General features: G+C 73.6%; 20 protein-coding genes. 3 read left to right on the plus strand and 17 right to left on the minus strand.

All coding sequences use genetic code 11. The features are described 5' to 3' along the window. Nucleotides 1–54: 54 nt before the first annotated feature. The 8 genes from KAG51_RS07495 to KAG51_RS07530 all read right to left on the minus strand — a co-directional run bounded on the left by KAG51_RS07495 (nt 55) and on the right by KAG51_RS07530 (nt 9,700). The gene (locus tag KAG51_RS07495; protein ID WP_290582220.1) at nt 55–1,203 is read right to left on the minus strand and encodes a DNA polymerase III subunit delta'; all 1,149 of its coding nucleotides are present in this window, start codon (nt 1,201–1,203) and stop codon (nt 55–57) included. Next, the gene (gene tmk / locus KAG51_RS07500) at nt 1,200–1,853 is read right to left on the minus strand and encodes a dTMP kinase (protein WP_290582222.1); all 654 of its coding nucleotides are present in this window, start codon (nt 1,851–1,853) and stop codon (nt 1,200–1,202) included. The genes KAG51_RS07495 and tmk overlap by 4 nt, the downstream gene beginning before the upstream one ends. 23 nt (nt 1,854–1,876) lie before the next feature. Then, complete coding sequence (locus KAG51_RS07505) at nt 1,877–2,719, minus strand: hypothetical protein (RefSeq protein WP_290582224.1); 843 nt, start codon at nt 2,717–2,719, stop codon at nt 1,877–1,879. 92 nt (nt 2,720–2,811) lie between these two features. Next, nucleotides 2,812–3,873: an adenosine deaminase gene (locus KAG51_RS07510; RefSeq protein WP_290582226.1), complete on the minus strand. Its 1,062-nt coding sequence runs from the start codon at nt 3,871–3,873 to the stop codon at nt 2,812–2,814. A 181-nt stretch (nt 3,874–4,054) separates the two neighbouring features. Next, nucleotides 4,055–4,903, minus strand: a complete 849-nt coding sequence (locus KAG51_RS07515; RefSeq protein WP_290582228.1) for an alpha/beta fold hydrolase — start codon at nt 4,901–4,903, stop codon at nt 4,055–4,057. A gap of 100 nt (nt 4,904–5,003) precedes the next feature. Continuing rightward, on the minus strand, nt 5,004–7,778 hold the full coding sequence (gene topA, locus KAG51_RS07520) for a type I DNA topoisomerase (protein ID WP_290582230.1): 2,775 nt from the start codon (nt 7,776–7,778) through the stop codon (nt 5,004–5,006). A 105-nt stretch (nt 7,779–7,883) separates the two neighbouring features. Further along, nucleotides 7,884–9,362, minus strand: a complete 1,479-nt coding sequence (locus KAG51_RS07525) for a methyltransferase (RefSeq protein WP_290582232.1) — start codon at nt 9,360–9,362, stop codon at nt 7,884–7,886. Further along, the gene (locus KAG51_RS07530; protein WP_290582234.1) at nt 9,359–9,700 is read right to left on the minus strand and encodes an anti-sigma factor antagonist; all 342 of its coding nucleotides are present in this window, start codon (nt 9,698–9,700) and stop codon (nt 9,359–9,361) included. The genes KAG51_RS07525 and KAG51_RS07530 overlap by 4 nt, the downstream gene beginning before the upstream one ends. 113 nt (nt 9,701–9,813) lie before the next feature. Here KAG51_RS07530 and KAG51_RS07535 point away from each other — a divergent pair, with 113 nt between their 5' ends. After that, nucleotides 9,814–12,114, plus strand: a complete 2,301-nt coding sequence (locus KAG51_RS07535; protein ID WP_290582236.1) for a DEAD/DEAH box helicase — start codon at nt 9,814–9,816, stop codon at nt 12,112–12,114. Here the strand turns inward: KAG51_RS07535 and KAG51_RS07540 are convergent. The 7 genes from KAG51_RS07540 to ssd all read right to left on the minus strand — a co-directional run bounded on the left by KAG51_RS07540 (nt 12,096) and on the right by ssd (nt 16,951). Then, a complete protein-coding gene (locus KAG51_RS07540; protein WP_290582238.1) occupies nt 12,096–12,473 on the minus strand; it encodes an Rv3654c family TadE-like protein in 378 nt (125 codons plus the stop codon). The two genes, KAG51_RS07535 and KAG51_RS07540, sit on opposite strands and share 19 nt — an antisense overlap. After that, nucleotides 12,470–12,877 (minus strand): TadE family type IV pilus minor pilin, encoded by a 408-nt coding sequence (locus tag KAG51_RS07545; protein WP_290582240.1) that lies wholly within the window; start codon nt 12,875–12,877, stop codon nt 12,470–12,472. Before KAG51_RS07545 ends, KAG51_RS07540 begins: the two co-directional genes overlap by 4 nt. 61 nt (nt 12,878–12,938) lie before the next feature. Beyond that, entirely contained in the window at nt 12,939–13,142 is a 204-nt protein-coding gene (locus KAG51_RS07550; RefSeq protein WP_363316149.1) for a DUF4244 domain-containing protein, read from the minus strand. Nucleotides 13,143–13,232: 90 nt separating this feature from the next. Continuing rightward, complete coding sequence (locus KAG51_RS07555) at nt 13,233–13,922, minus strand: type II secretion system F family protein (RefSeq protein ID WP_290582244.1); 690 nt, start codon at nt 13,920–13,922, stop codon at nt 13,233–13,235. Between the two features lie 25 nt (nt 13,923–13,947). Further along, complete coding sequence (locus KAG51_RS07560; protein ID WP_290582245.1) at nt 13,948–14,754, minus strand: type II secretion system protein; 807 nt, start codon at nt 14,752–14,754, stop codon at nt 13,948–13,950. Then, complete coding sequence (locus KAG51_RS07565; RefSeq protein ID WP_290582247.1) at nt 14,751–15,914, minus strand: TadA family conjugal transfer-associated ATPase; 1,164 nt, start codon at nt 15,912–15,914, stop codon at nt 14,751–14,753. Before KAG51_RS07565 ends, KAG51_RS07560 begins: the two co-directional genes overlap by 4 nt. Continuing rightward, nucleotides 15,911–16,951 carry a septum site-determining protein Ssd gene (gene ssd, locus KAG51_RS07570; protein WP_290582249.1) on the minus strand — a complete coding sequence of 347 codons (1,041 nt, stop codon included), beginning with the start codon at nt 16,949–16,951 and terminating at the stop codon, nt 15,911–15,913. The genes KAG51_RS07565 and ssd overlap by 4 nt, the downstream gene beginning before the upstream one ends. A gap of 117 nt (nt 16,952–17,068) precedes the next feature. Here ssd and KAG51_RS07575 point away from each other — a divergent pair, with 117 nt between their 5' ends. Next, a complete protein-coding gene (locus KAG51_RS07575; RefSeq protein WP_290582250.1) occupies nt 17,069–17,887 on the plus strand; it encodes an HAD family hydrolase in 819 nt (272 codons plus the stop codon). A 254-nt stretch (nt 17,888–18,141) separates the two neighbouring features. Here the strand turns inward: KAG51_RS07575 and KAG51_RS07580 are convergent, their stop codons facing one another. Together KAG51_RS07580 and KAG51_RS07585 are read right to left on the minus strand one after the other, a co-directional pair. Beyond that, nucleotides 18,142–19,539: a hypothetical protein gene (locus KAG51_RS07580; RefSeq protein ID WP_290582252.1), complete on the minus strand. Its 1,398-nt coding sequence runs from the start codon at nt 19,537–19,539 to the stop codon at nt 18,142–18,144. A gap of 9 nt (nt 19,540–19,548) precedes the next feature. Then, a complete protein-coding gene (locus KAG51_RS07585; RefSeq protein WP_290582254.1) occupies nt 19,549–20,985 on the minus strand; it encodes a polysaccharide biosynthesis tyrosine autokinase in 1,437 nt (478 codons plus the stop codon). 165 nt (nt 20,986–21,150) lie between these two features. Between KAG51_RS07585 and KAG51_RS07590 the strand changes: the two genes are divergently transcribed. Next, complete coding sequence (locus tag KAG51_RS07590; RefSeq protein ID WP_290582256.1) at nt 21,151–22,116, plus strand: NAD-dependent epimerase/dehydratase family protein; 966 nt, start codon at nt 21,151–21,153, stop codon at nt 22,114–22,116. Nucleotides 22,117–22,192 lie beyond the last annotated feature (76 nt).

The following is a 22,192-nucleotide window of genomic DNA, read 5'->3' on the forward strand; positions in this document are numbered from 1 at the left end:
GGCTGAGTCTTCAAGAGGTCGTGGGTGGTGCTGGGACGTGCTGCGCGGCCCGGGTCAGGCTCGGCCGGGCACGAACGTCGCCATGAGTCGTTCGAGGGCCAGCAGCGGTGCGGCATTGGCCTCCAGCGCGAGCCGGCACTCCACGATGGCATCGATCGCCGCCATCGTCTCCTCCACCGTCCACACCTCGGCCTGGGCCACGACCGCGTCGGTCACGTCGGCGTTGACGAGTCCGTGCGTGACGGACGCCGCCCCGAGCTGGACCGCGGCGACGTCGCGGCAGAAGGACAGCAGGTCGAGCAGCACGCCGTCGATCGCGTCTCGAGCGAGCCGCTTGCGCCGGCGCTCCTGCTCCTTGGTCAGGCTCGAGAGCGCGCCGGCGTACCCGGCGGGGCGGCGCCCGCGGTCCTCGACACCCCAGGTGGCCTTGATGTCGTCGAGCTCGCGGGCGTCGGCGACGTCACTGAACGCCGCGGCTCGGGCCGTGGCCTCGGTGTCGACCTGCTGTGCCGCGACGAGCGCGTCACCGAGGTGAGTCACACGCTGCGGGATCGCGAGGATCTGACGGCGTCGCTCGCGGGCCTCGGGATCACGCGCCAGCCCCCGTGCCCGACCGATGTGGCCCTGCGAGGCGGCCGCGACGGCCGTCGCGAGCTCCGGCTCGATCCCGTCGCGGCGCACCAGGAGCTCCGCGATCGCGGCGGCGGGCGGCGTGCGCAGGACGACCGACCGGCAGCGCGACCGGATCGTGACGATGACGTCCTCGGCCGCCGGGGCGCACAGCATCCAGATCGTCTGCGGCGAGGGCTCCTCGAGCGACTTCAGCAGCGCGTTGGCGGCCTGGTCGGTCAGCCGGTCGGCGTCCTCGACCACGAGCACCTGCCAGCGCCCGACTGCGGGGTGCAGCGAGGCGCGGCGCACCGCGTCACGGGCGAGGTCGACGCCGATCGAGAGACCGTCGGTACGGATCGTGCGGATGTCGGGATGGGAGCCCGCCGCTGCCATGCGACAGGACTCGCACGCGCCGCAGCCGCCTGCGTCGCACTGCATCGCGGCGGCGAAGGCCAGGGCCGCGGTGGACCGGCCCGACCCGGGCGGGCCGGTGAAGAGCCAGGCGTGGGTGGCCCCGCGCGGATCGGCGACGACGTCCCGCAGCGTGTCGACGACGGGCTCCTGCCCGACAAGCTCGGTCCACACCGTCATGGCCGGACCACCTGGGCGAGACGGGCCGTGACGGCCTGGCGGATGCCGGCGTGCACGGCGGCGGGCTCCTGGTCGGCGTCGACCACGAGGTACTCCCCGGGGCGCTCGGCCGCGAGGTCGAGGAAGTGCTGGCGCACGCGCCGGTGGAACTCCAGCGGCTCGGCCTCGATGCGGTCGTGTCCGTCGCCCGCGCGACCGGCACGGACGAGCCCGACCTCCGGGTCGACGTCGAGGACGACCGTGAGGTGTGGCCGGAGGTCGCCCGTGGCCCAGGCGGCGACCCGGGCGAGCTCGGCGGCGTCGATCGCCCGACCGGCGCCCTGGTACGCGAGCGTGGAGTCGACGTAGCGGTCGCACACCACGACCTCACCGCGGGCCAGCGCCGGCGCGATGACCGTGGCGACGTGCTCGGCCTTGTCGGCGGCGTACACGAGCGACTCGGTGCGCGGGTCGAGCGCGCCCGTGGCGGTGTCGAGCAGGATCTCGCGCAGGCGCGACCCGACGGGCGTGCCGCCCGGCTGCCTGGTCTGGAGCACCGTGCGACCCTGCTCGCGGAGCCACTCCACCACGAGACGCGCCTGGGTGGACTTGCCCCCGCCCTCGCCGCCCTCGAGCACGAGGAAGAACCCGGTGCCGGAGTCAGATGCCATGCCGGGAGCCTAGTGGTTCGCGCCTACAGGACCACCAGCGTGACGCCGAGGTCGAGCGCGCGGGCCTCGGCGGCGGCCAGATCGGCGGAAGCTCCAGGTGCGAGCGTGACCCGCAGGTTCGGCAGGTCGTCGTAGACCGCCTGTTGCGTGCTGTAGCTGGCCACGGCGCCGGGGGCGCCGACGAGCGTCAGGATCTCGACGACGTCGGCGACCCAGGCGCAGTCACCCGCCTCGCTGAGCGTGACCAGGCTTCCCGGTCGGCCACCCTGCCCCGTGTCGCCGACGGCCGGGCCCTCGATCGTGAAGGCGTCGACGACCCGCTCGAGCCCGGGGTCGTCGCAGAGCGCCGCGGCGACGGTCAGGGCATCGCCCTGCGACCTCAGCCGGAACGACTCCGCGTCGGCCGATGCCTCGGTCGGGCCGATGCCGGGTCCCACGAGCTGGCGTGCCAGGTCGAGACGGCCCGCGAGGTCCTCACGCAGCTCGGCCTCCTGGTCCTCGGGCGCCGGATCGGGGACCCCGACGTGGAATGCCGCGAGCGCCGGACTCCCGGTGCTGGTCTGGGTGGGGAACCTGACCTCGAGGCTGTAGGCCACCTGGTTGTCGACCTCGTGGTGTGTGATCGCCCAGACCTCGTCGACGACCTCGTCGTCGCTCAGGCCGTCCACGACCTGGATCGTCACGTCGCCCGTGCCCGACCACGGCAAGGGATTGGTCCCTCTGGCCTCGGCGACCGCGAGGTCGTCACGGCTGTCGAGGAACGCCTGGAACTCCGACGCGAACGCCGATCCCTTGTTGACGTCGCCGCAGCCCGCGAGGACGGCGACGACGAGAGCCGTCGCGAGTGCCGCCGTTGCGCGTCGCATGACGCCGACCCTAGACGAGGCGCTGCTCACGCGTTCACGACGATGCCGGGCCCAGGACGATGCCGGGCCCAGGACGATGCCGCGGGCCGACCTCAGCCCCGGACCGCGTCGATCTCGGCGAGCAGCGCCGCCTTCTCGGCGTCGGACTGGAACGAGAACCGCACCGACTGCCGCACGAGCTCGGTGACGCCGGCGGCATCCAGCTGCAGCAGGTCGGCCGCGACCTCGTACTCCTGCAGCAACGTCGTGGAGAACATCGGCGGGTCGTCCGACGCGATCGTCACCGGGACACCCGCGGCCACGAGCTGCGGCAGCGGGTGCTCGGCGAGGCTCGCCACCGCCCCGGTGCAGAGGTTGGACGTGGGGCAGACCTCCAGCGCGATCTGGTGCTCGGCGAGGTGGGCCATGAGCGCCTCGTCCTGGGCCGCCGCGATCCCGTGGCCGATGCGCTCGGCACCGAGGTGCTCCAGCGCGTCCCAGATCGTCTGCGGACCCGTCGTCTCCCCGGCGTGGGGCACGCTGCGCAGCCCCGCCGCGCGAGCAGCCGCGAAGTGCGGTGCGAACTGCGGGCGCGGCACCCCGACCTCCGGGCCACCCAGGCCGAAGCCGATCAGTCCGGCGGGCTGCTGACCGAGCGCGATCGCCAGGGTCGCGTCGGCCGCCGGCAGCCCGGACTCCCCCGGGACGTCGAAGATCCAGCGCAGCTGCGTGCCGTGGTCGCGCGCGACCCGGTGCCGCGCGTCCTCGATCGCCTCGCAGAACGCCTCGGGCGCGATGCCGCGGACGACCGAGGTGTACGGCGTGACCGTGAGCTCGGCGTAGCGGACGTTCTGGCGCGCGAGGTCCGCGCCGACGTCGTACGTGAGCGTCGCGACGTCCTCAGGGGTGCGGATCAGGTCGACGACCGACAGGTAGACCTCGATGAAGTGCGCGAAGTCGGTGAACGTGAAGTACTCGGTCAGCAGCGCCGGATCGGCCGGCACCGGGCTCGACCCCTCGTGCCGGGCCGCGAGCCGAGCCACCGTGGCCGGACTCGCCGAGCCGACGTGGTGGACGTGCAGCTCGGCCTTCGGGAGCGCGGCGATCAGGTCGGCCAGCGCGGGGTTCGACGGCGCGGTGTTGGACGGGGCGGGGTTCGACGGGGTGGGTGTCATCGCGACCTCCTCGGGGGAGGCGCCCTTGGGTCCTGCCGGCCGACGAGCGTGGCGGGCCCGGCCCGTCGCAGCGCCTCTCGTGGGCCGTGGTGGTCACGCTAGCAACGCGACCGCCCAGCGTCGAGGCAGCACCGAAGCCGTGTCGAGGTCCAGCCCTGGCCCCGTCCGGCCGCGCTGGCGATCAGGCGGGGGACTCCAGGCGCGCGAGGATCGCGTCGGCCGCCGGCTCCGGCGCCTCGGTGGGGATCCAGTGGCTCACCCCCGGCAGCACCACGAGCTCGTACGGCGCATCCATGAACCGGGCGGCCCCCTCGACCGCGGCGCGCCCGATGTAGAGATCGCCGTCGCTCCAGATCATCGTCGTCGGCACCGTCACCCGGGGGTCGCCGCCGCGATCCATGAACGGCATCGCCCGGTACCAGGCGAGGCCGCCGGGCAGGGCGCCGTAACCCACGATGTCGCGCTGGAAGCGCTCGACGGCGGCGTCGTCCATGCCCCCGGCCCGCATCCACCGCTCGACCGGTCCGCCCCGCCAGCCCGCGAGCAGCTCCGGGACGGCCGGAATCTGGAACGCGGCCATGTACCAGGACTTCAGGCCCTGGGTCGTGCGGGTCATGGCGTGCAGGAACGACGCCGGGTGCGGCACCGACAGGGCGGTCAGGGTGCGCACGAGCTCGGGCCGCGCGATCGCGAACGACCACGCGACGATCGCGCCCCAGTCGTGACCGACCACGTGGGCCCGACCGCCGGCCAGCTCCACGAGGGCCGCGACGTCGGCGACCAGCAGCTCGATCCGATAGGCGCGACGGCCCTTCGGACGCGCGCCGGGCGAGTAGCCGCGCTGGTCGGGCGCGAGCGTGCGGTATCCCTGAGCGTGCAGCCGCGCCGCGACCTGCTCCCACGAGGACGCGCGCTCCGGGAAGCCGTGCAGCAGCACCACGACGTCGCCGTCGACCGGCCCGGCGTCGACGACGTCGAAGATCAGGCCGTCGTGCGTGAAGGAGGTGAGGCGGTCGACCGGGGTGCTCATACCGCGAGTATGCCCGGTGGGCGCCCCGGCGGTGAGCGTTCCACCGGCTCAGCGCTCAGGGGGTGGAAGACTCACCGCCCCGGGATGGACAGCCCGCCGCCTACTCGACCTTCTTCGCGGGGGCCTTCTTCGCCGCGGTCTTCTTCGCGGCCGACTTCTTCGCGGCCGTCTTCTTCGCGGGGGCCTTCTTCGCGGCCGTCTTCTTCGCGGGGGCCTTCTTCGCCGCGGTCTTCTTGGCAGCCGTCTTCTTGGCCGGAGCCTTCTTCGCGACCTTCTTGGCGCCCTTCTTGGCCGGCGCCTTCGCGCGGCGCTCCGCGAGCAGCTCGTGCGCGCGCTCGGGCGTGATCGTGGCGACGTCGTCGTCCTTGCGCAGGCTCGCGTTGTGGTCGCCGTCGGTGACGTACGGACCGAAGCGACCGTCCTTGACGACGATCGGCTTCTCGCTGACGGGGTCGACCCCCAGCTCCTTGAGCGGTGCGGCCGCGGCGCGGCGTCCGTACGTCTTGGGCTGGGCGTAGATGGCCCGCGCCTGCTCCTCGGTCAGGGTGAGCAGCTGCTCCTCGGTCTCGAGCGACCGCGAGTCGGTGCCCTTCTTGAGGTACGGCCCGTACCGGCCGTTCTGCGCCGTGATCTCCTCGCCGTCCTCGCCCGTGCCCACGACGCGGGGCAGCGTCAGCAGCAAGACGGCGTCGTCGAGCGAGAGCGAGTCGAGGTCCATCGACGTGAACAGGCTGGCCGTGCGCGGCTTGGCGGTCTTCGGCGAGCCGTCCGGCAACGACTCCACGACGTACGGGCCGTAGCGGCCGTTGCGCGCCACGACGTCGAGCCCGGTCTCCGGGTGCGTGCCGAGGTGCTTCTCCTGGCCCGCCGGGTTGCGCAACAGCTCCCGGGCCGCGTCGAGCGTGAGCTCGTCGGGCGGCAGGTCCTCGGGCACGTTGGCCCGCGTGGGGACCTCGGTCCCGCCGTCGCCCGGCACCATCGGAGGACCCTCGACGTAGGGACCGTAGCGACCGACCCGCACCGCCACCCCCTCGCCGAGCTCGAACGTGGCCAGGCCGCGGGCATCGATGTCGGGCAGGTTCTCGACGAGCTTCTTCAGCCCCGTGTCGCCCTCGCTGTCGCCGGTCCAGAAGCCCTGGAGCACCCGCAGGCGGTCCTCGCGACCGTGCGCGACCTCGTCGAGGACGCCCTCGAGCTGGGCCGTGAAGGAGTAGTCGACCAGCCGGCTGAAGTGCTGCTCCATGAGCCGCACGACGCTGAAGGCGATCCACGCCGGCACCAGCGCGGTGCCCTTCTTGTACACGTAGCCGCGGTTCTGGATCGTGTTGATGATCGAGGCGTAGGTGGAGGGGCGGCCGATCTCGCGCTCCTCCAGCTCCTTGATCAGGCTGGCCTCGGTGTAGCGGGCGGGCGGCTTGGTCTCGTGACCGCTCGGCACGAGCTCGTGCGCGAGCACCGTGTCGCCCTCGGCCAGGCTCGGGAGCTTGGTCTGCTGGTCGTCGCCCTGGGCCGTGGGGTCCTCATGGGTCTCGACGTAGGCCTTGAGGAAGCCGTGGAACGTGATGGTGCGGCCCGAGGCCGTGAACTCGACCGCCCGGCCGTCGGCGGCGTCACCGGCAAGGCGGATCGAGAGCTGCTCACCCTGCGCGTCCTTCATCTGCGAGGCGATCGTGCGCTTCCAGATCAGCTCGTAGAGCTTGGACTCGTCGCCGGACAGACCCGCGCTCTGCGGCGTGCGGAACGTCTCGCCCGACGGGCGGATGGCCTCGTGGGCCTCCTGGGCGTTCTTGGAGGTACCGGCGTAGACGCGGGCCTTGTCGGGCAGGTACGCCGCACCGTACAGCTCACGGACCTGGGCGCGGGCCGCGCTGAGCGCGGTCTGGCTCAAGGTCGAGGAGTCGGTGCGCATGTAGGTGATGTAGCCGCCCTCGTAGAGCCGCTGCGCGACCTGCATCGTGCGGGCGGCGCCCCAGCCGAACTTGCGGGAGGCCTCCTGCTGCATCGTCGTGGTACGGAACGGGGCGTAGGGCTTGCGCGAGTACGGCTTGGCCTCGACCGAGGCCACCGTGAGCGGGCGCCCGCGCAGCCCCTCGGCGAGGGCCGTGACGGAGGCCTCGTCGAGCTGCACGACCTCGGGGTTCTTGAGCTGGCCGTCGGCGCCGAACGCCGATCCCGTCGCGATGCGCTGGCCCTCGACCGTCATGAGGCGTGCCGGGAAGTACTGCGGGTCGTGCTTCTCGGTGGCGTCGAACGTGGCGTCGAGGTCCCAGTAGGACGCCGACCGGAACGCGATGCGTTCGCGCTCGCGCTCGACCACGAGCCGGGTCGCGACGGACTGCACGCGACCGGCCGACAGGCCGCTCATGACCTTCTTCCACAGGACCGGGCTGACCTCGTAGCCGTACAGGCGGTCGAGGATGCGGCGGGTCTCCTGCGCGTCGACCAGGTCCATGTCGACGTCGCGCGGGTTGGCGATCGCGCGCTGGATCGCCTCCTTGGTGATCTCGTTGAACACGATGCGCTTGACCGGGACGTTGGGCTTGAGCTCGTCGAGCAGGTGCCACGCGATGGCTTCGCCCTCGCGGTCCTCATCGGTCGCGAGCACGAGCTCGTCGGCGTTCTTCAGGAGCTTCTTGAGCTTGGTGATCTGCGACTTCTTGCCCGCCGAGACGACGTAGACCGGCTCGAAGTCGTTGTCGATGTCGACCCCGAGGCGCGCCCACGGCAGCCCCTTGTACTGGGCCGGGACCTCGTCGGCGCCCTGCGGGAGGTCACGGATGTGACCCACCGAGGCGTCCACGACGTAGCCGTCGCCGAGATAGCCCGCAATGCTGCGGACCTTGTTCGGCGACTCGACGATCACGAGGCTGGTCACGGGGGAATCCTCTCTACGGCCGGGAACGACGGCAACCCGGCGGGCACACCGTAGCGCGTACCCGCAACACGACGGCACTCGTCGTCTGCGACGGGCGTGGCGCGGCTACCGCCGCGACGCCACGAGGAAGCCCTCTGCGACGAGGTCGGCGACCTCCGCGCGACGCTCGGCCTTCAGGGTCTCGGGGTCGAGATCGAGCAGCGTCGCGATCGCCCCCACGACCTGTCCCGCGGTGAGGTCGCCGTCGCTGGCCGAGAGCAGACCGGCCGTGACGGTGTCGACGCGTCGCTCGCGACGCAGGCCCTCCTGGAGCCGGACCGTGATGACGGCGGGGTCCTCCGCACCCGGAGCGCCCCACGTGTGCTGGACGAGATCGGGGGCCGTCACCCACGGGTGGTCCAGCACGTCGCCCTCGACGTCGGTGGCCTCGCTCCAGCGCAGGACCGCCGGTCCGACGGGGCCGGCGACCTGTCCGTCCCAGGCCTCGATGCGCACCGCGGGGGTCGTGCGGCCGGCGCGGCGCAGCGTGATCCAGCCGAATCCCATGGCGCCGATGCCCTGGTCGGCGAACCAGGCGAGCCACCGGTCGTAGGCGGCGGTGTAGCCGGGGCGTCCGCGGTGGCCGGAGTCGGCGAGCCACATCTCGGCGTAGCTCTCGAGGTCGACCTCCTCCCGCTCGAGCACCCAGGCGTCCAGGCCCGTGGGCTCGATCCAGGCCGCGAGCCGGTCCTGCCACGACCCGTCGGCGGGGTGCACCCACGAGGCCAGGAGCTGGCAGACGCCGCCGTCGGTCAGGTGGTCGCCCGCCCCGGCCACGAGGCGGCGCACGACGTCGTCCCCGACGAAGTCCGTCTCGCGGTAGACCAGGCGGTCGCCGTCCGGCGGCGAGACCACGAAGGGCGGGTTCGAGGCGATCAGGTCGAACCGCTCCCCGGCCACGGGCTCGTACAGGCTGCCGTCGCGGACGTCGATCTCGAGCCCGTTGAGCCGGGCCGTGAGGCGCGCCATCGCGAGCGCCCGCGGATTGACGTCGGTGGCGACGACCTCACGCGCGTGCTGCGCGAGGTGCAGCGCCTGCACGCCGCACCCCGTGCCGAGGTCGAGCGCGCGGCCGACCGGGCGGCGCGTCACGAGCCGCGCGAGCGACGACGAGGCCTCGCTGATGCCGAGCACGTGCTCGGGCCCCACCTCCACCGGCGTCGCGTCGAGCCCGGGCGTCAGGTCGCACACGACCCACCAGTCGTGGTCCTCGTCGCCGTACGGCCGGACGTCGACCCGGGCACGGACCTCGCCGCCCGAGACCGCCAGGAGGCCCCCGGCCGCCAACGGATCGACCAGGCCCGGCAGCGCCGCGTCGACGTGCGGCCGCGCCACGGGGCGCTGCAGGGTGAACAGGCTCACGAGCGCCGCGAGGGGCGACCCGCCGGCCGCCGCGCGGGCGGCCGGGGTCGTCTCGTTGCGCCCCAGGGCGGCGTGCGCGCTGGGGCCCAGGAGCGCGTGCACCCCACCGGCCGTGAAGGAGGCCGCGCGCAGGGCGTCGGCGAGGCGGTCGGTGACGTCGGTCGGGAGCAGGAGCCGGCTCACGCGTGGGCGGCGACGGCGGCCTCGACGCTGTCGTGCAGGCCGAACACCTTGTCGAGTCCGGTGATCTGGAAGATCTTGAGCAGGCGCTCGTGGGTGCAGACGATGTCGAGGGTGCCGTCGTCGGCGCGGACCCGCTTGAGCGCGCCCACGAGCACGCCGAGACCGGTCGAGTCCAGGAAGTCGACCCGCTGGACGTCGACGATCAGGCGCAGCTTGCCGGCCTCGATCGCCTCGACGACGGCCTCCCGCAGCCGCGGGGCCGTGTACACGTCGATCTCGCCGCCGATCTCGAGCACCTCGAACGGCGGCACCGCACGCGTCTCGACCGTGAGCTCCATCTGATCTCCCCTCCAGGTTCGCGCCATTCTGGCACGCCTGGCGCGGTTGCGACCGTCGACGGCGCTGCGCCGGCTGCCCCAGGGGGCGAACCGGCGTCTGAAAGACTCACGGCGTGCGACCGGCCGATCTCGTGACGCGCCACGCCGAGCGCGTCACGCACGTCGAGGTGCAGCCGGCCCGCGATGCGGTCGTCGAGCCCTGGCCGGACTGGGTCCCCGGGCCTGTCCGTGCGGCCTTCGTCCGGCAGGGGGTCACCCACCTGTGGGCCCATCAGCGCGAGGCCGTCGACCACGTGCACGCGGGTCGGCACGTCGTGGTGACGACCGGGACCGCGTCGGGCAAGTCGCTGACGTTCCAGCTGCCGGCCCTGACGGCCCTCTCCGCAGGCCGCGACGGCGCCGCACTGCAGGGTTCGCGTCTGCCGTCGGTGCTCTACCTCGCACCGACCAAGGCGCTGGCGGCCGACCAGCTCCGCCGGGTGCGCGAGCTCGACCCCCAGGTGCGCGCCGCGACGGTCGACGGCGACAACAGTCGCGAGGAACGTCAGTGGGCCCGCGACCACGCCGCCTGGGTCCTGACCAATCCCGACACGCTGCACCACGTGATCCTGCCCGCGCACCAGCGCTGGTCGCGGCTGCTGCGCGGGCTCCGGGTCATCGTGGTCGACGAGTGCCATCACTACCGCGGTGTCTTCGGCGCCCACGTCGCCCTGGTGCTGCGCCGCCTGCTGCGGCTGTGCGAGCACGTCGGGGCGAGCCCCGTCGTGATCTGCTCGTCGGCGACCGTGGCCGAACCCGCGGAGTTCGCGCGCCGGCTGACCGGGCTGGATCCTCGCGCGGTCACCGACGACGCCTCGCCCCATGGCGCACGCACGATCGCCCTGTGGGAACCGCCGCTGCTCGATGCCGACGACGTCGCCTCGGGGACCCGGCGCCCCGCCTCGCACGAGGCGGCCGACCTGCTGGCCGACCTCACGTCGGCCGAGGTGCAGAGCGTGTGCTTCGTGCGGTCGCGGCGCGGGGCGGAGCACGTGACCTCGCGGGCTCGCGACCTGCTGGCCGACGTCGACCCCTCGCTGCCCGGACGCGTGGCCACCTACCGCGGCGGATACCTGCCGGAGGAGCGGCGTCTGCTCGAGCAGCGTCTGCGGTCGGGTGACCTGCTCGGGCTGACCTCGACCTCGGCCCTCGAGCTCGGCATCGACGTGTCGGGGCTCGACGCTGTCGTCACGGTGGGCTATCCAGGGACCCGGGCGTCGCTGTTCCAGCAGTGGGGGCGGGCCGGCCGCGGGGGCCAGGAGTCGCTGGGCGTCCTGATCGCCCGGCCGGACCCGATCGACACCTACCTCGTGCACCACCCCGAGACGATCTTCGCGGCGCCGCTCGAGGCCACGGTGTTCGACATCGACAACCCGCACGTGCTCGGCCCGCACCTGGCCGCCGCGGCCCACGAGCTGCCGTTGACCGAGTCCGAGCTCGACCGGTTCGGTCCCCGCGCCCGCGAGGGCGTCGACGCCCTGACCGAGGCCGGGTGGCTGCGGCGCCGGCCTGCAGGGTGGTTCTGGACGCGGCGCGAGCGGGCGAGCGATCTCGCCGACCTGCGCGGCGGGAGCGGCCGACCGGTGCAGATCGTCGACGCCGCGACCGGGCGTCTGGTCGGCACGGTCGACGCCGGCACGGCCGACAGCACGGTGCACGAGGGGGCGGTCTACGTGCACCAGGGCGACACGTACGTGGTCGAGGAGTACGACCCCGACGACGGGGCCGCCGTCGTGCGGCGCGACGACCCGGGGTGGACGACCCAGGCCCGGGCCTCGACCCGGGTCGACGTGGTCGACACGGCCCGCACGACCGACTGGGGCCACGCCAGGATCGCGACCGGCACCGTCGACGTGACGACGCAGGTGACGTCCTACCTGCGCCGCTCGTCGAACGGCGGAGGCACGCTCGGCGAGGAGCCGCTGGACCTGCCCGAGCGGAGCCTGCGCACCTCGGCGGTGTGGTGGACGCTCGAGCCCGAGCAGGTCGCGGCCTGTCTGGAGGCCGTCGACGTGCCCGGCGCGGCGCACGCCGCCGAGCACGCCTCGATCGGTCTGCTTCCCCTCCTCGCGACGTGCGACCGGTGGGACCTGGGCGGGCTCTCGACGGCCCTGCACGCCGACACCGGACGACTCACGGTGTTCGTGCACGACGGCCATCCCGGCGGCGCGGGGTTCGCCGAGCGCGGGTACGACGTCGCGGCGACGTGGCTGCGCTTCACCCGCGACACGATCGCGGCGTGCCCGTGCCCGAGCGGGTGTCCGGCGTGCGTGCAGTCACCGAAGTGCGGCAACGGCAACGAGCCGCTCGACAAGGACGGCGCGGTGCGGCTGCTCGAGGCCGTGCTGCGCCAGGCTCACGACCCGTCGAGGTAGCTGACCGGGGCGGCGCGGGAGGTCTGCTGCGAGGTCCAACCTCGCCCCCACCATCGGGGCGCGCGCACCTCGGTCGTGATCGTGGCCACGGCCGCGTCGAGCCGGCACGTGACGACCCGGGCGCCGTTGCGTCGGGCGACGTCGTCAGCCGCCGCGCAGGCGTCATGCCCCGACTCGACCGCCCGCGAGGCCGCGAGCGCAGCCAGGTCCGCCGCTGCTGCCGCGGCGTGCTTGGCGCGCAGCGCGCCGCCGAGCTCGACCGCGCCACCGGCGACGACGACCAGCAGGAACGCCACCCCGACGGCAGCGGTCGAGACGGCGCCACCCTCGGGGCGGCAGACCCCGGACGGCCACCTCACGGGGACTCCAGGGCTGCGACCGCCGTGGAGGACAGGTCGCGGCCGATCGGGTCGTCGAACCACGTGCCCGGCAGGGTCGCCCGCACCGAGACGACGACCTCCACGACGTCGCCGCGGCGGGTGATCTCGACCGCCGCCCCCTCGGGCGCCTGGGCCCGGGCGACCTGCTCGGCGCTCGCGACCGTGTCGCCCCGCGCGACCATGCGGGCGGCCTCGCGGGCCGCGTCGGTCAGGCGCAGCTGCGTGTAGCCGAGCGAAGCCGCCCAGAGCAGCAGCACGACGACGACCACCGCCAGGGGGGTGATGACGGCGAGCTCGGCGGTGGCCATGCCGCGCTCGGTGCGCGCGGACGGCCGGCTGCGGCGACGCGGGCAGCGCCGCGGCGCCAGGTGGTGCAGGGTCATCGGCGGTGCTCCTCGAGCGAACGGGCGGGGCCGGGGCGCGTGACGCCCCGGCCCCAGGGGGTCAGAACAGCCCGAGCGTCGGGATCTTCTCGAAGACGCCCTTGATCATGGAGTTGAACCAGTCGCTCTGGGCGATCTGCACGAGCACGCCGCCCACGGTGCAGGCACCGACGGTGCCGACGGCGTACTCCGAGGTGGTCATGCCGCGCTCGTCGCGTCGGCGGGGGCGTCGGGTGGGGATTCGACTCATGAGGAGTCCTTTCATCGAAGTGGTGGACGCCCAGAAGATGGCGCTCGGGGTGGGCGATCTGCGGAACCGTCCGTGACCTGTGGACCGGCAGCCCCTGGGGACGGATCAGCCCAGGACCGAGCCGACGAGGCCCAGGAGCGTCGGCACGATGCCGACCAGGAAGAACGCCGGCAGGAAGCACAGACCGAGGGGCAGGGCGGTGGCGACCCCGCCGGCCCGGGTGCGCCGGGTCAGCTCGGCCTGCCGCCGGCGCCGCAGGTCGTCGGCCGCGTGCGACACGACGAGGGCCGGCGCCGCACCGGACCGTTCGGCACGGACGACGGCGCGAGCGAGCGGCCCGAGGCTCGCGTGGTGCGTCGCGTCGCGCCAGACCCGGGTAGGATCGGCCACCGTGGCGAGCCGGGAGGCCAGCTCCGCGAGCTCCGCACCCACCCCACCCTGGAGGGCGCGCGCCGCCGCCGCGACCGCCGCTCCGGGCGGGCGTCCTGCGTCGAGGGCCGCCGCGACGAGGTCGAGCACCAGCGGGACCTCGGCCGGGACGATCGGTGAGGGGCGCTCGGCCCGGCCGACCCGCTCACGGACGAAGGGCGCGGCCACGCCCCCGGCCAGCGTGCCCCAGGGCCATCCGACGACGACCGTGCCCGCCAGCACGACCCCGGCTGCGACGAGGAGCCCGCGGTCGATCTGACGCGGAGCCGCCGCGACGCCCAGGACCCGCCGCGCGTGGCGGTGCGGAGAGGGTCCGACGAACAGCCCGACGGCCAGGCCCGCCAGCACCGCCGCGACCAGGCTCACGCGCTGGCCCTCATCCGCTCGGCCCTCATCCGCGTTCGGCCCGGTCGGCCGTGGTCTCGATCCAGCGCACGCCGGCGCAGGCCAGGGCCGTGCCGGCCGCCAGGCTGAGGGCGCCGGGCAGGGTCGCCGTGACGACGTGCACGGGATCCGCCCCGAGCCCCGCCCCGAGGAACAGGCCGAGGAGCGGGAGCACCGCGAGCAGGCGCCCCGTGGCACGGGCCGGCTCGACCGTCGACCGCACCTCCTCGCCGAGCTCGGTCTCGAACCGCAGCGCCCGCGCGACCCGGTCGAGCACCTCGGCCAGCGGCGCCCCGCACGTCTCGCTGACGTGCCAGGCCCCGGCGAGCGCGTCGAGCCCGGACCGCCCCGGTCCGCCGGCCGCGGCCCGCAGGGCGTCCGACGTGTCGCCGCCGAGCCCCGCCACCTGGGCCGCCGGGGCCAGGAGGGGGTGGTCGACTGCGACCGTGTTCAGGGCGCGGTGGGGCAGGACGCCGGCGCGCATCTCGGCCGCGAGCGCGTCGACGAGCTCGGTGACCTCCCGGACGGCGGCCCGGACCTGCTCCCGCTGCCGGCCGCGGCGCAGCTCACGCCGCGCGAACACGGCCACCCCGCATGCCGTGGCGACCACGACGAGCGCCGCGGCACCGTGCACCAGGGGCGGGAGGGTCGCGACGGCCGGGACACCCACGGCGAGCAGGAGTCGCGCCGGCCACCGCACCGGGGCCGCCACCCGGAGCCGGTGCGCCGCCACCCAGCCCGGGTCGGGTCGGGCCAGGAGCACGGTGCAGCCGGTCGCCACGGCGGCCCACGTCGAGAACGGCAGGGCGATCACGGGCGGCGCCCCCGGCCGAGCACGGCTCGCAACGCCTCGTGGGCCGGCCCCTCCCGCACCTGGTCGGGACCGAGGACGAGGGCCGGGACGCAGTCCGCGAGGCGATCGGGGCCCGCCTGCAGGACCCCGACGTGGTCGACCACCCGCCTACCCTGGCGGTCGCGCCGCACGTGGACGACGAGGTCGAGTCCCGCGACCAGCTGCGCGTGGAGCGCCTCGCGCGGCAGGCCCGCCGTGAGCGCGAGGGCCTCGAACCGCGCGGGCACGTCGGAGGCGGAGTTGGCGTGGATCGTGCCGCAGCCGCCGTCGTGCCCGGTGTTGAGGGCCGCCAGCAGGTCGACCACCTCGGCACCGCGGACCTCGCCCACGACGAGCCGGTCCGGCCGCATCCGCAGCGCCTGGCGGACGAGGTCGCGCAGCTCGACGGCGCCCCGACCCTCGACGTTCGCCGGGCGCGCCTCCAGCGCGACGACGTGCGGATGGCGGGGGCGGAGCTCGGCGGCGTCCTCGACCACGACCAGGCGCTCCTGCGCCGGCACCTCCGCGAGCAGGGCCGCCAGGAGCGTGGTCTTGCCCGATCCCGTGCCACCCGAGACCATGAACGCCGCCCGCGACGCGACGACGCCCCGCAGGACCTCCGCGCCGTCGGGCGAGATCGATCCGGCGGCCACGAGGTCGTCCAGGCCGAGCCGGCGTCGGGCCGGGACACGCAGGCTCACGAGCGTGCCCGGCTGCGCGATGGGAGCCAGCACGGCGTGCAACCGGGTGCCGTCGGGCAGTCTCGCGTCGACCCACGGGCTCGCGTCGTCGAGCCGGCGACCCGCCAGCGCGGCGAGGCGCTGGGCGAGTCGACGGACCTCGGCGTCGTCACCGAACCGCACGTCGGTGGCCTCCAGGCCGTCGCCGCGGTCGACGTGCACCGCGTCGGGGCCGTTGACGAGGACGTCGGTGACCCCGGGGAGGCCCAGCAACGGCTCGAGCGGCCCGGCGCCGCCGGTGTCGCGGCGGACCTGGTCGACGATGGCCAGGACGGTGTCGGGGCCGAGCACACCGGGCTCGGCGCGCAGGGCCCGGGCGACGTTCTCGGGCGAGGGCGGCACCGCCTCGGCGGCGAGCCGGCGGCGGACCCGCTCGACGAGCGCCTCCGTCACGGGGCTCACGGCCGGGTCCCGAGTCCGACCAGCCCGAGCACGGTCGCGGCGAGCGCGTCGGACGACCGGGTCCGTGCCGGACCTCGACCTGCGGCGACCGACCGCGGGACCGCGCGGCGGTGGGCCGTGCGCGCGACGACCGGGACCGGGAGATGGGTCGCGAGCACCGCACGACCGAGGCCACCGGGGACCCCGCGTCCGACCGCGACGACCGTGCCCGCGCTCTCGTGCACCGCTCCGAGCAGCCGTCGCGCGGCGGCCACACCGCGCAGGTCCTCGGGCACCACGACGAGCGTGAGCTCGGCCGCGGCGAGGACGGACAGGGCCGAGGGGTGCCGAGGGACGTCGATCACGACGAGGTCGGCGGCCCGGCGGGCCGCCGACACGACGCCGCGGGCGTCGGGCACCGCCGCCGACCCGTCGCGGGACCGGGTCAGGTAGGAGACGCCCCGGTGACGCGGCAGGACCTCGACGAGAGCCCCGGCCGGCAGCCGGCCACCGCCGAGGTCGAGGGTGTCCCACCGGGCACCCTCCTCGACCTCGGCTCCGAGCACGAGGTCCAGACCCCCGCACGGGTCCAGGTCGCACAGCACGGTGCGCCAGGACCGGCGGGCGGACGCCAGGGCGAGCCCCGCAGCGACCGTGGAGGCCCCCGCGCCTCCGACGGCACCCACCACGGCCAGCACGCAGGCCTCCGCACGACCTTCGAGCGCCGCGGCGAGCAGCTCCAGGGCCTCGGCCTGCGCCTGCGCGTCGGGGCGGCAGACGAGCGCCGCCCCGAGTCGCACCGCGAGGCGCCACAGCTCGTCGTCGTGCCCGACCTCGGCGTCGACGAGCAGGACGTGCGGACGACGCGCGACCTCGGCGTCGGCCAGCGAGCGCGCCATCGCGGCGTCGACGACGACGGCCGGGGCCTCGGCCCAGTGCCGCCGGGCCGCGGCGACGCTGCCGACCGGCTCGGTGACCGCACCCAGGGCGGCGGCCCACCGCGCGGCCGCCTCTCGGGTGACGACGTCGGTGGCCGCGACGACGACTGCAGCATCCATGCCCCGAGCGTCCGGGATCCGCGGCCCGCCCGCGAGGCCCGTGTCGGCGCCTGTGGACGGCCGGCGCAGCCCCCTGACCTGGGGACGACGGTCGTCGCGGACCCCTATGCTGGGCCCATGGAGCAGCCGGTCGACAGGCGAGGGGCCGCGTTCTTCGACCTCGACAAGACGATCATCGCGAAGTCGAGCACCCTCGCGTTCAGCCGTCCGTTCTTCGCCGAGGGGCTGCTCAGCAGACGCACCGTCCTGCGCAGCGCCTACGCGCAGTTCATGTTCGCGGTCAGCGGCGCCGATCACGACCAGCTCGAGAAGATGCGGGCCTACCTGACCCAGATGGTGACCGGGTGGGAGGTCGCCACGGTCCGCCAGGCGGTCGCCGAGACCCTGCACTCGATCATCGAGCCGCTCGTGTACGACGAGGCCGTCGCCCTGATCGCCGAGCACCGCGCGGCGGGGCGCGACATCGTGATCGTCTCCGCCTCGGGCTCGGAGGTCGTCGAGCCGATCGGCGACCTCCTCGGCGCCGACGTCGTGGTCGCCACGACGCTCGTCGTGGAGGACGGCCGCTACACCGGGGAGATCGACCGCTACGCGTACGGCCCGCACAAGGCGGAGGCGATGGTCGAGCTCGCCGACGAGCGGGGGTACGACCTGGCGGCGAGCTACGGCTACTCCGACTCCGCCACCGACGTGCCGATGCTCGAGGCGGTCGGGCACCCGTTCGCCGTGAATCCCGACAGGGCGCTGCGGCGCGCGGCCGAGGAGAACGGCTGGCCCGTCCTGGAGTTCCGGCGTCCCGTGGCGCTGACGTCGCCCCTGCGCCTCGACACCCCCGTGGGCAAGATCCTCGTCAGCGCGGCCGGTGTCGGTGCCCTCGCGGGCGCCGTGGTCGCGGCCGTGCTGGTGTCCGGGCGCCGCTCGCGCAGCTCGGCGTAGCCGGTCTCCCGGCGACGGTCGGGACGCTCGCGAAGAACCTCGGCCGGAGGGGTTGTGTGACCCAGGTCACGTAAGGCATGGTGGAGGCACGACAACTTCACAGCCGGCCCAGCAACACACGGCACCCACGCGGCGATCACCCGTCTCACAGGGCAGTCGCTCCCGGACGATCTGCGGACCTCACGGTCGCGGACCGGGACGACCATGACGCGACAGCACGCTTGGTACCCGGTCGAGCTGGACCCCCGACGGCGTCACCGCTCCCGAGCGGTGGCGCCGTCCTTCTGCGCCGAGGCCGTCGCCCCGACGGCGGCAGGAGGAGTGTCGACCGTCTCCTGGGCCGCACCGTCGACCTCAGGGTCCGCGTCGTCCTGGTCCCGCATCAGCGGCAGCAGGAACGGCAGCGCCAGGACGCACCACACGAAGCGGTCCCAGATGATCGTCGTGATCGCGCCGATCATGACGTAGCCGAAGCACGGCAGGATCAGGAGCAGGAATCGTCGGTCGACCGACAGGCAGCGCAGCAGCACCGAGGCGAGCATCGCGACGAAGAAGGCCAGACCGACGACGCCGACGGCCGCGACGATCTGCAGGTAGATGTTGTGGGCCGCGTAGATGTCGGCCAGACCCGCACCGATCACGGGGTGCGCCTCGAACTGGGCTCGCGCGACGTCCGCGAGCATCCTGCGGTCCAGGTCGGAGTAGGACGCCGATCCCCCGCCGAGCAGACGGCCGAAGGCGTTGTCGGACGAGTTCTCCCCCGCGAGGATCGCCTGGGCTGCCACGAAGATCACCGGGAGGGAGAGGCCGAACAGGGTGACGGCCGTCAGGACGGACCGGCTCACGACGGGGTACAGCAGCAGCATCGCGACGACGGCCAACAGGGCCGCGCGGCTGCCGCTCACCCAGACGCCGCCCGCGCAGAGCGTCGCGGCGCCGAGCGCCACGACGCCCCAGAAGCGTGGCATGACCTCCCAGAGCACGATCGCGACGCCGATGGCGAGCATCGCGCACAGGCCCATGATGTTGGGGTGGGTGGAGAAGCCGATCCGGCGGCCGCCGTCACCCACGCCCTGCGTGAACGAGGCGAGGAAGTTGGCCACGTTGCCCAGGAGGTAGGCCCAGGAGAACACGACGACCATGGATGCGCCGGGTCGCCAGATCATGAAGGCGATCGGCAGCAGCATCGCGCCGATCACGAGCCGCAGGACGCTGTTGAGGCTCGCCAGCGGCTCGTCCGACAAGACCGAGGTGAGGATCGCGGTGAGGCTCAGCCCCGTCACGGCCGCCACGAACCAGGGGTCGAGCGACCACCGTCGTCCCAGCACGACGGGCATGAGGCAGCCGACGCCGACCAGCAGCAGGACGTCGGACAGCGAGACGAACGAGACCGCCGCGACCGGTCGCAGGTTGTCCATCGGCGAGAGCGCCACACCGATCGCGAGGGCGCCGATCGCCGTGCCCTCGAATCCGACGACCCCGATCGACGTGACACCGGCGACCAGGGCGATCGCCGCGACACCTCCGACGACCGACGAGGTCGCGAGGGGCACCAGGACCAGGAGCGAGACCGCCATCACGGCGGCCGGCAGGAGCCAGCCACCCCAGCGCATCAGCGTGACGCGCGCCTGGCCGACCTCGATCCGCATCATGGGCTGACCTCAGCGCGAGGCACGCCGGCCGGTGCTCTCGCGCTTGGTCTCCTTCGCCAGCGCTCGGGCCGCCTTGCGGTCGCCCTTGGTGTCCTCGGTGGTCCCGTAGCCGTAGCCGTACCCGTAGCCGTAGCCGTAGGTGTCGCCCGACCGGCGCGGGGTGCGGTTGAGGACCGTGCCGATGAGCCGGCCGCCGACTCCCTGGAGGCGCGTGATCGCCAGGCGCAGCTGCTCGCGGGTCGTGCTTCCGTACCGCGTCAGGAGCAGGGCGCCGTCGACCTCCGTGACGAGGATCGACGCGTCGGCGACGGGCAGCATCGGCGGGGCGTCGATGATGACGAGGTCGAACATCGCGGTCGCGTCCCGGATCAGCTGGCGCATCGCGTGCGTGCCGAGGAGCTCGGCCGGGTTGGGCGGACGCGGGCCCGTGCCGAGGAAGCTGATGCCGTTGGAGTGCGGCTGGATGGCGCCCTCGAGCGACGTGCGGCCGAGCAGGACCGACACGACCCCGACCGAGTTCTCCAGTCCGAGGCGCGTGGCGACGTTGGGGTTGCGCATGTCGGCGTCGATCAGCAGCACCGACTTGCCGACCTGCACCATCGAGAGGGCGAGATTCGTGGCGACCAGGGTCTTGCCCTCGTTCGGCACCGCGCTCGAGACGAGGATCGAGCCGACCGCGTCGTCGAGACTCGCGAACTGCAGGTTGGTGCGCAGCACGCGGAACGCCTCCGCGAGCGAGACGTCGGTGTCGCTGGCCATGGGGTTCTTCTTGACGTTCGGCTCGAACGGCAGGGTGGCCAGGGCCGGCGTGCCGGTGATCCGCTCGATGTCGTCGCGCGACTTCACGGTGCGGTCCAGGAGCTGGCGCAGCAGGGCGCCGGCGATCGCGAGGAACAGACTGACGAGGACCCCGAGCGCGATGCTGAGCGGGATGTTCGGGGCGACCGGCTTGTCGCTGAAGCTCGGATCGGTCGCGACCCGGGCCGTGATGGCCGCGGCCTCGGTGCCGGAGGCCGGCTGCTCGAGCCGCTTGACGAGCTCGACGAGCTGCGCGGCCTCCTCCCCGGCGATCTCCTGGGCGAGCTCGGGGGTGTCGGCCCGGACACTGATGTCGATCGTCTGGGTCGAGGTGACGACGTCGGCGGAGATCTTGCCGCTGAGCTGCTGGAACGTCATGTCGAGATCGAGCTCGTCGATCACGTTCTGGAGGATCGACGGGTCCTTCGCCAGGTCGGCGTAGGAGGCGACGCGCTGGGTCACGAGGAACGACGCGGCGTACTCGGCCTGACCGCCGGTCGGGGTCGAGACGAACAGCTTGACGCTCGACCCGTACTGCGGGGTCATCGTCAGCACGATGGCGACGGTGGCGATCGTGCCGGCCAGGAACGTCAGGACGCTGAAGCGCCATCGTGTCCGCAACGCGGTGAGGAACTGCCGCAGATCCACCAGTCAACCCTTCGTCATGCCGCCGAGCCGGTCGGGCACGGGAGAGTCTATGCGAACGCATGTCGATGACCGTGCAGCTGACTCGCGAGAAGCACGACCACGGCGTCATCGGCGCGACTAGACTCGCGCTGTTCCCTTGCATCCCACCGGAAGGCCTTTTCACCCATGACCATCGTCGTCACCGGAGCCGGTGGTTTCATCGGCGGACACCTCGTCGCCGACCTGCTCTCCCAGGGCAAGACGGTGCGTGCCGTCGACGTCAAGCCGCAGGACGAGTGGTACCAGGTCCACGACGGCGCCGAGAGCATCGTGGGCGACTGTTCCGACGCCGGCCAGGCCCGTGCCTTTGCCGAGGGGAGCGAGGAGATCTACAACCTCGCGGCCGACATGGGCGGCATGGGGTTCATCGAGAACAACAAGGCCGAGTGCATGCTCTCGGTCCTCACCAGCACCAACATGCTGGTGGCGGCGCGCGAGGCCGGAACCCGACGCTTCTTCTACAGCAGCTCGGCGTGCGTCTACGCCGGCGACAAGCAGACCGACCCGAACGTCACGGCCCTCAAGGAGGAGGACGCCTACCCGGGCGATCCCGAGGACGGCTACGGCTGGGAGAAGCTCTTCAGCGAGCGCATGGCCCGCCACTTCCGCGAGGACTTCGGCCTCGAGACCCGGGTCGCGCGGTACCACAACGTCTACGGGCCGGAGGGCACGTTCGAGGGTGGCCGCGAGAAGGCTCCCGCCGCCCTGTCGCGCAAGATGGCCTGGGCCAAGCTCACGGGCGAGCACACGATCGACATCTGGGGCGACGGCGAGCAGAGCCGCTCCTTCATGTACATCGACGACTGCGTCCGCGGCTCGCAGGAGATCCTCGCGGGCGACAACGTCGAGCCGGTCAACCTCGGCTCGGCCGAGCTCGTGACGATCAACCAGATGGTCGACATCCTGGAGGACATCGCCGGCATCAAGCTCGAGCGGACCTACCAGCTCGACGCGCCCCAGGGGGTGCGCGGCCGCAACAGCGACAACACGATGTTCCGCGAGATCTACGGCTGGGAGCCCTCGATCACGCTGCGCGACGGCCTCGAGAAGACGTACGGCTGGATCTACGACATCCTCGCCCAGCGCGTCTGACGCACCCGCTCCACCCACGCTGCGCCCGTCCGGGCTTCCCCGGGCGGGCGCAGCCTCGTCCCCGGGATCCCCCGTG

Origin of the sequence: Aeromicrobium sp. (genome assembly GCF_023146395.1) — a bacterium.
GTDB lineage: Bacteria > Actinomycetota > Actinomycetes > Propionibacteriales > Nocardioidaceae > Aeromicrobium.

Excerpts from the sequence above, each read along its gene's own strand:
- KAG51_RS07495 (WP_290582220.1), bottom strand. The coding sequence starts at position 1,203 with ATGACGGTGTGGACCGAGCTTGTCGGGCAGGAGCCCGTCGTCGACACG.
- tmk (WP_290582222.1), bottom strand. The coding sequence starts at position 1,853 with ATGGCATCTGACTCCGGCACCGGGTTCTTCCTCGTGCTCGAGGGCGGC.
- KAG51_RS07505 (WP_290582224.1), bottom strand. The coding sequence starts at position 2,719 with ATGCGACGCGCAACGGCGGCACTCGCGACGGCTCTCGTCGTCGCCGTC.
- KAG51_RS07510 (WP_290582226.1), bottom strand. The coding sequence starts at position 3,873 with ATGACACCCACCCCGTCGAACCCCGCCCCGTCCAACACCGCGCCGTCG.
- KAG51_RS07515 (WP_290582228.1), bottom strand. The coding sequence starts at position 4,903 with ATGAGCACCCCGGTCGACCGCCTCACCTCCTTCACGCACGACGGCCTG.
- KAG51_RS07530 (WP_290582234.1), bottom strand. The coding sequence starts at position 9,700 with ATGGAGCTCACGGTCGAGACGCGTGCGGTGCCGCCGTTCGAGGTGCTC.
- KAG51_RS07545 (WP_290582240.1), bottom strand. The coding sequence starts at position 12,877 with ATGACCCTGCACCACCTGGCGCCGCGGCGCTGCCCGCGTCGCCGCAGC.
- KAG51_RS07550 (WP_363316149.1), bottom strand. The coding sequence starts at position 13,142 with ATGAAAGGACTCCTCATGAGTCGAATCCCCACCCGACGCCCCCGCCGA.
- ssd (WP_290582249.1), bottom strand. The coding sequence starts at position 16,951 with ATGGATGCTGCAGTCGTCGTCGCGGCCACCGACGTCGTCACCCGAGAG.
- KAG51_RS07575 (WP_290582250.1), top strand. The coding sequence starts at position 17,069 with ATGGAGCAGCCGGTCGACAGGCGAGGGGCCGCGTTCTTCGACCTCGAC.
- KAG51_RS07580 (WP_290582252.1), bottom strand. The coding sequence starts at position 19,539 with ATGATGCGGATCGAGGTCGGCCAGGCGCGCGTCACGCTGATGCGCTGG.
- KAG51_RS07590 (WP_290582256.1), top strand. The coding sequence starts at position 21,151 with ATGACCATCGTCGTCACCGGAGCCGGTGGTTTCATCGGCGGACACCTC.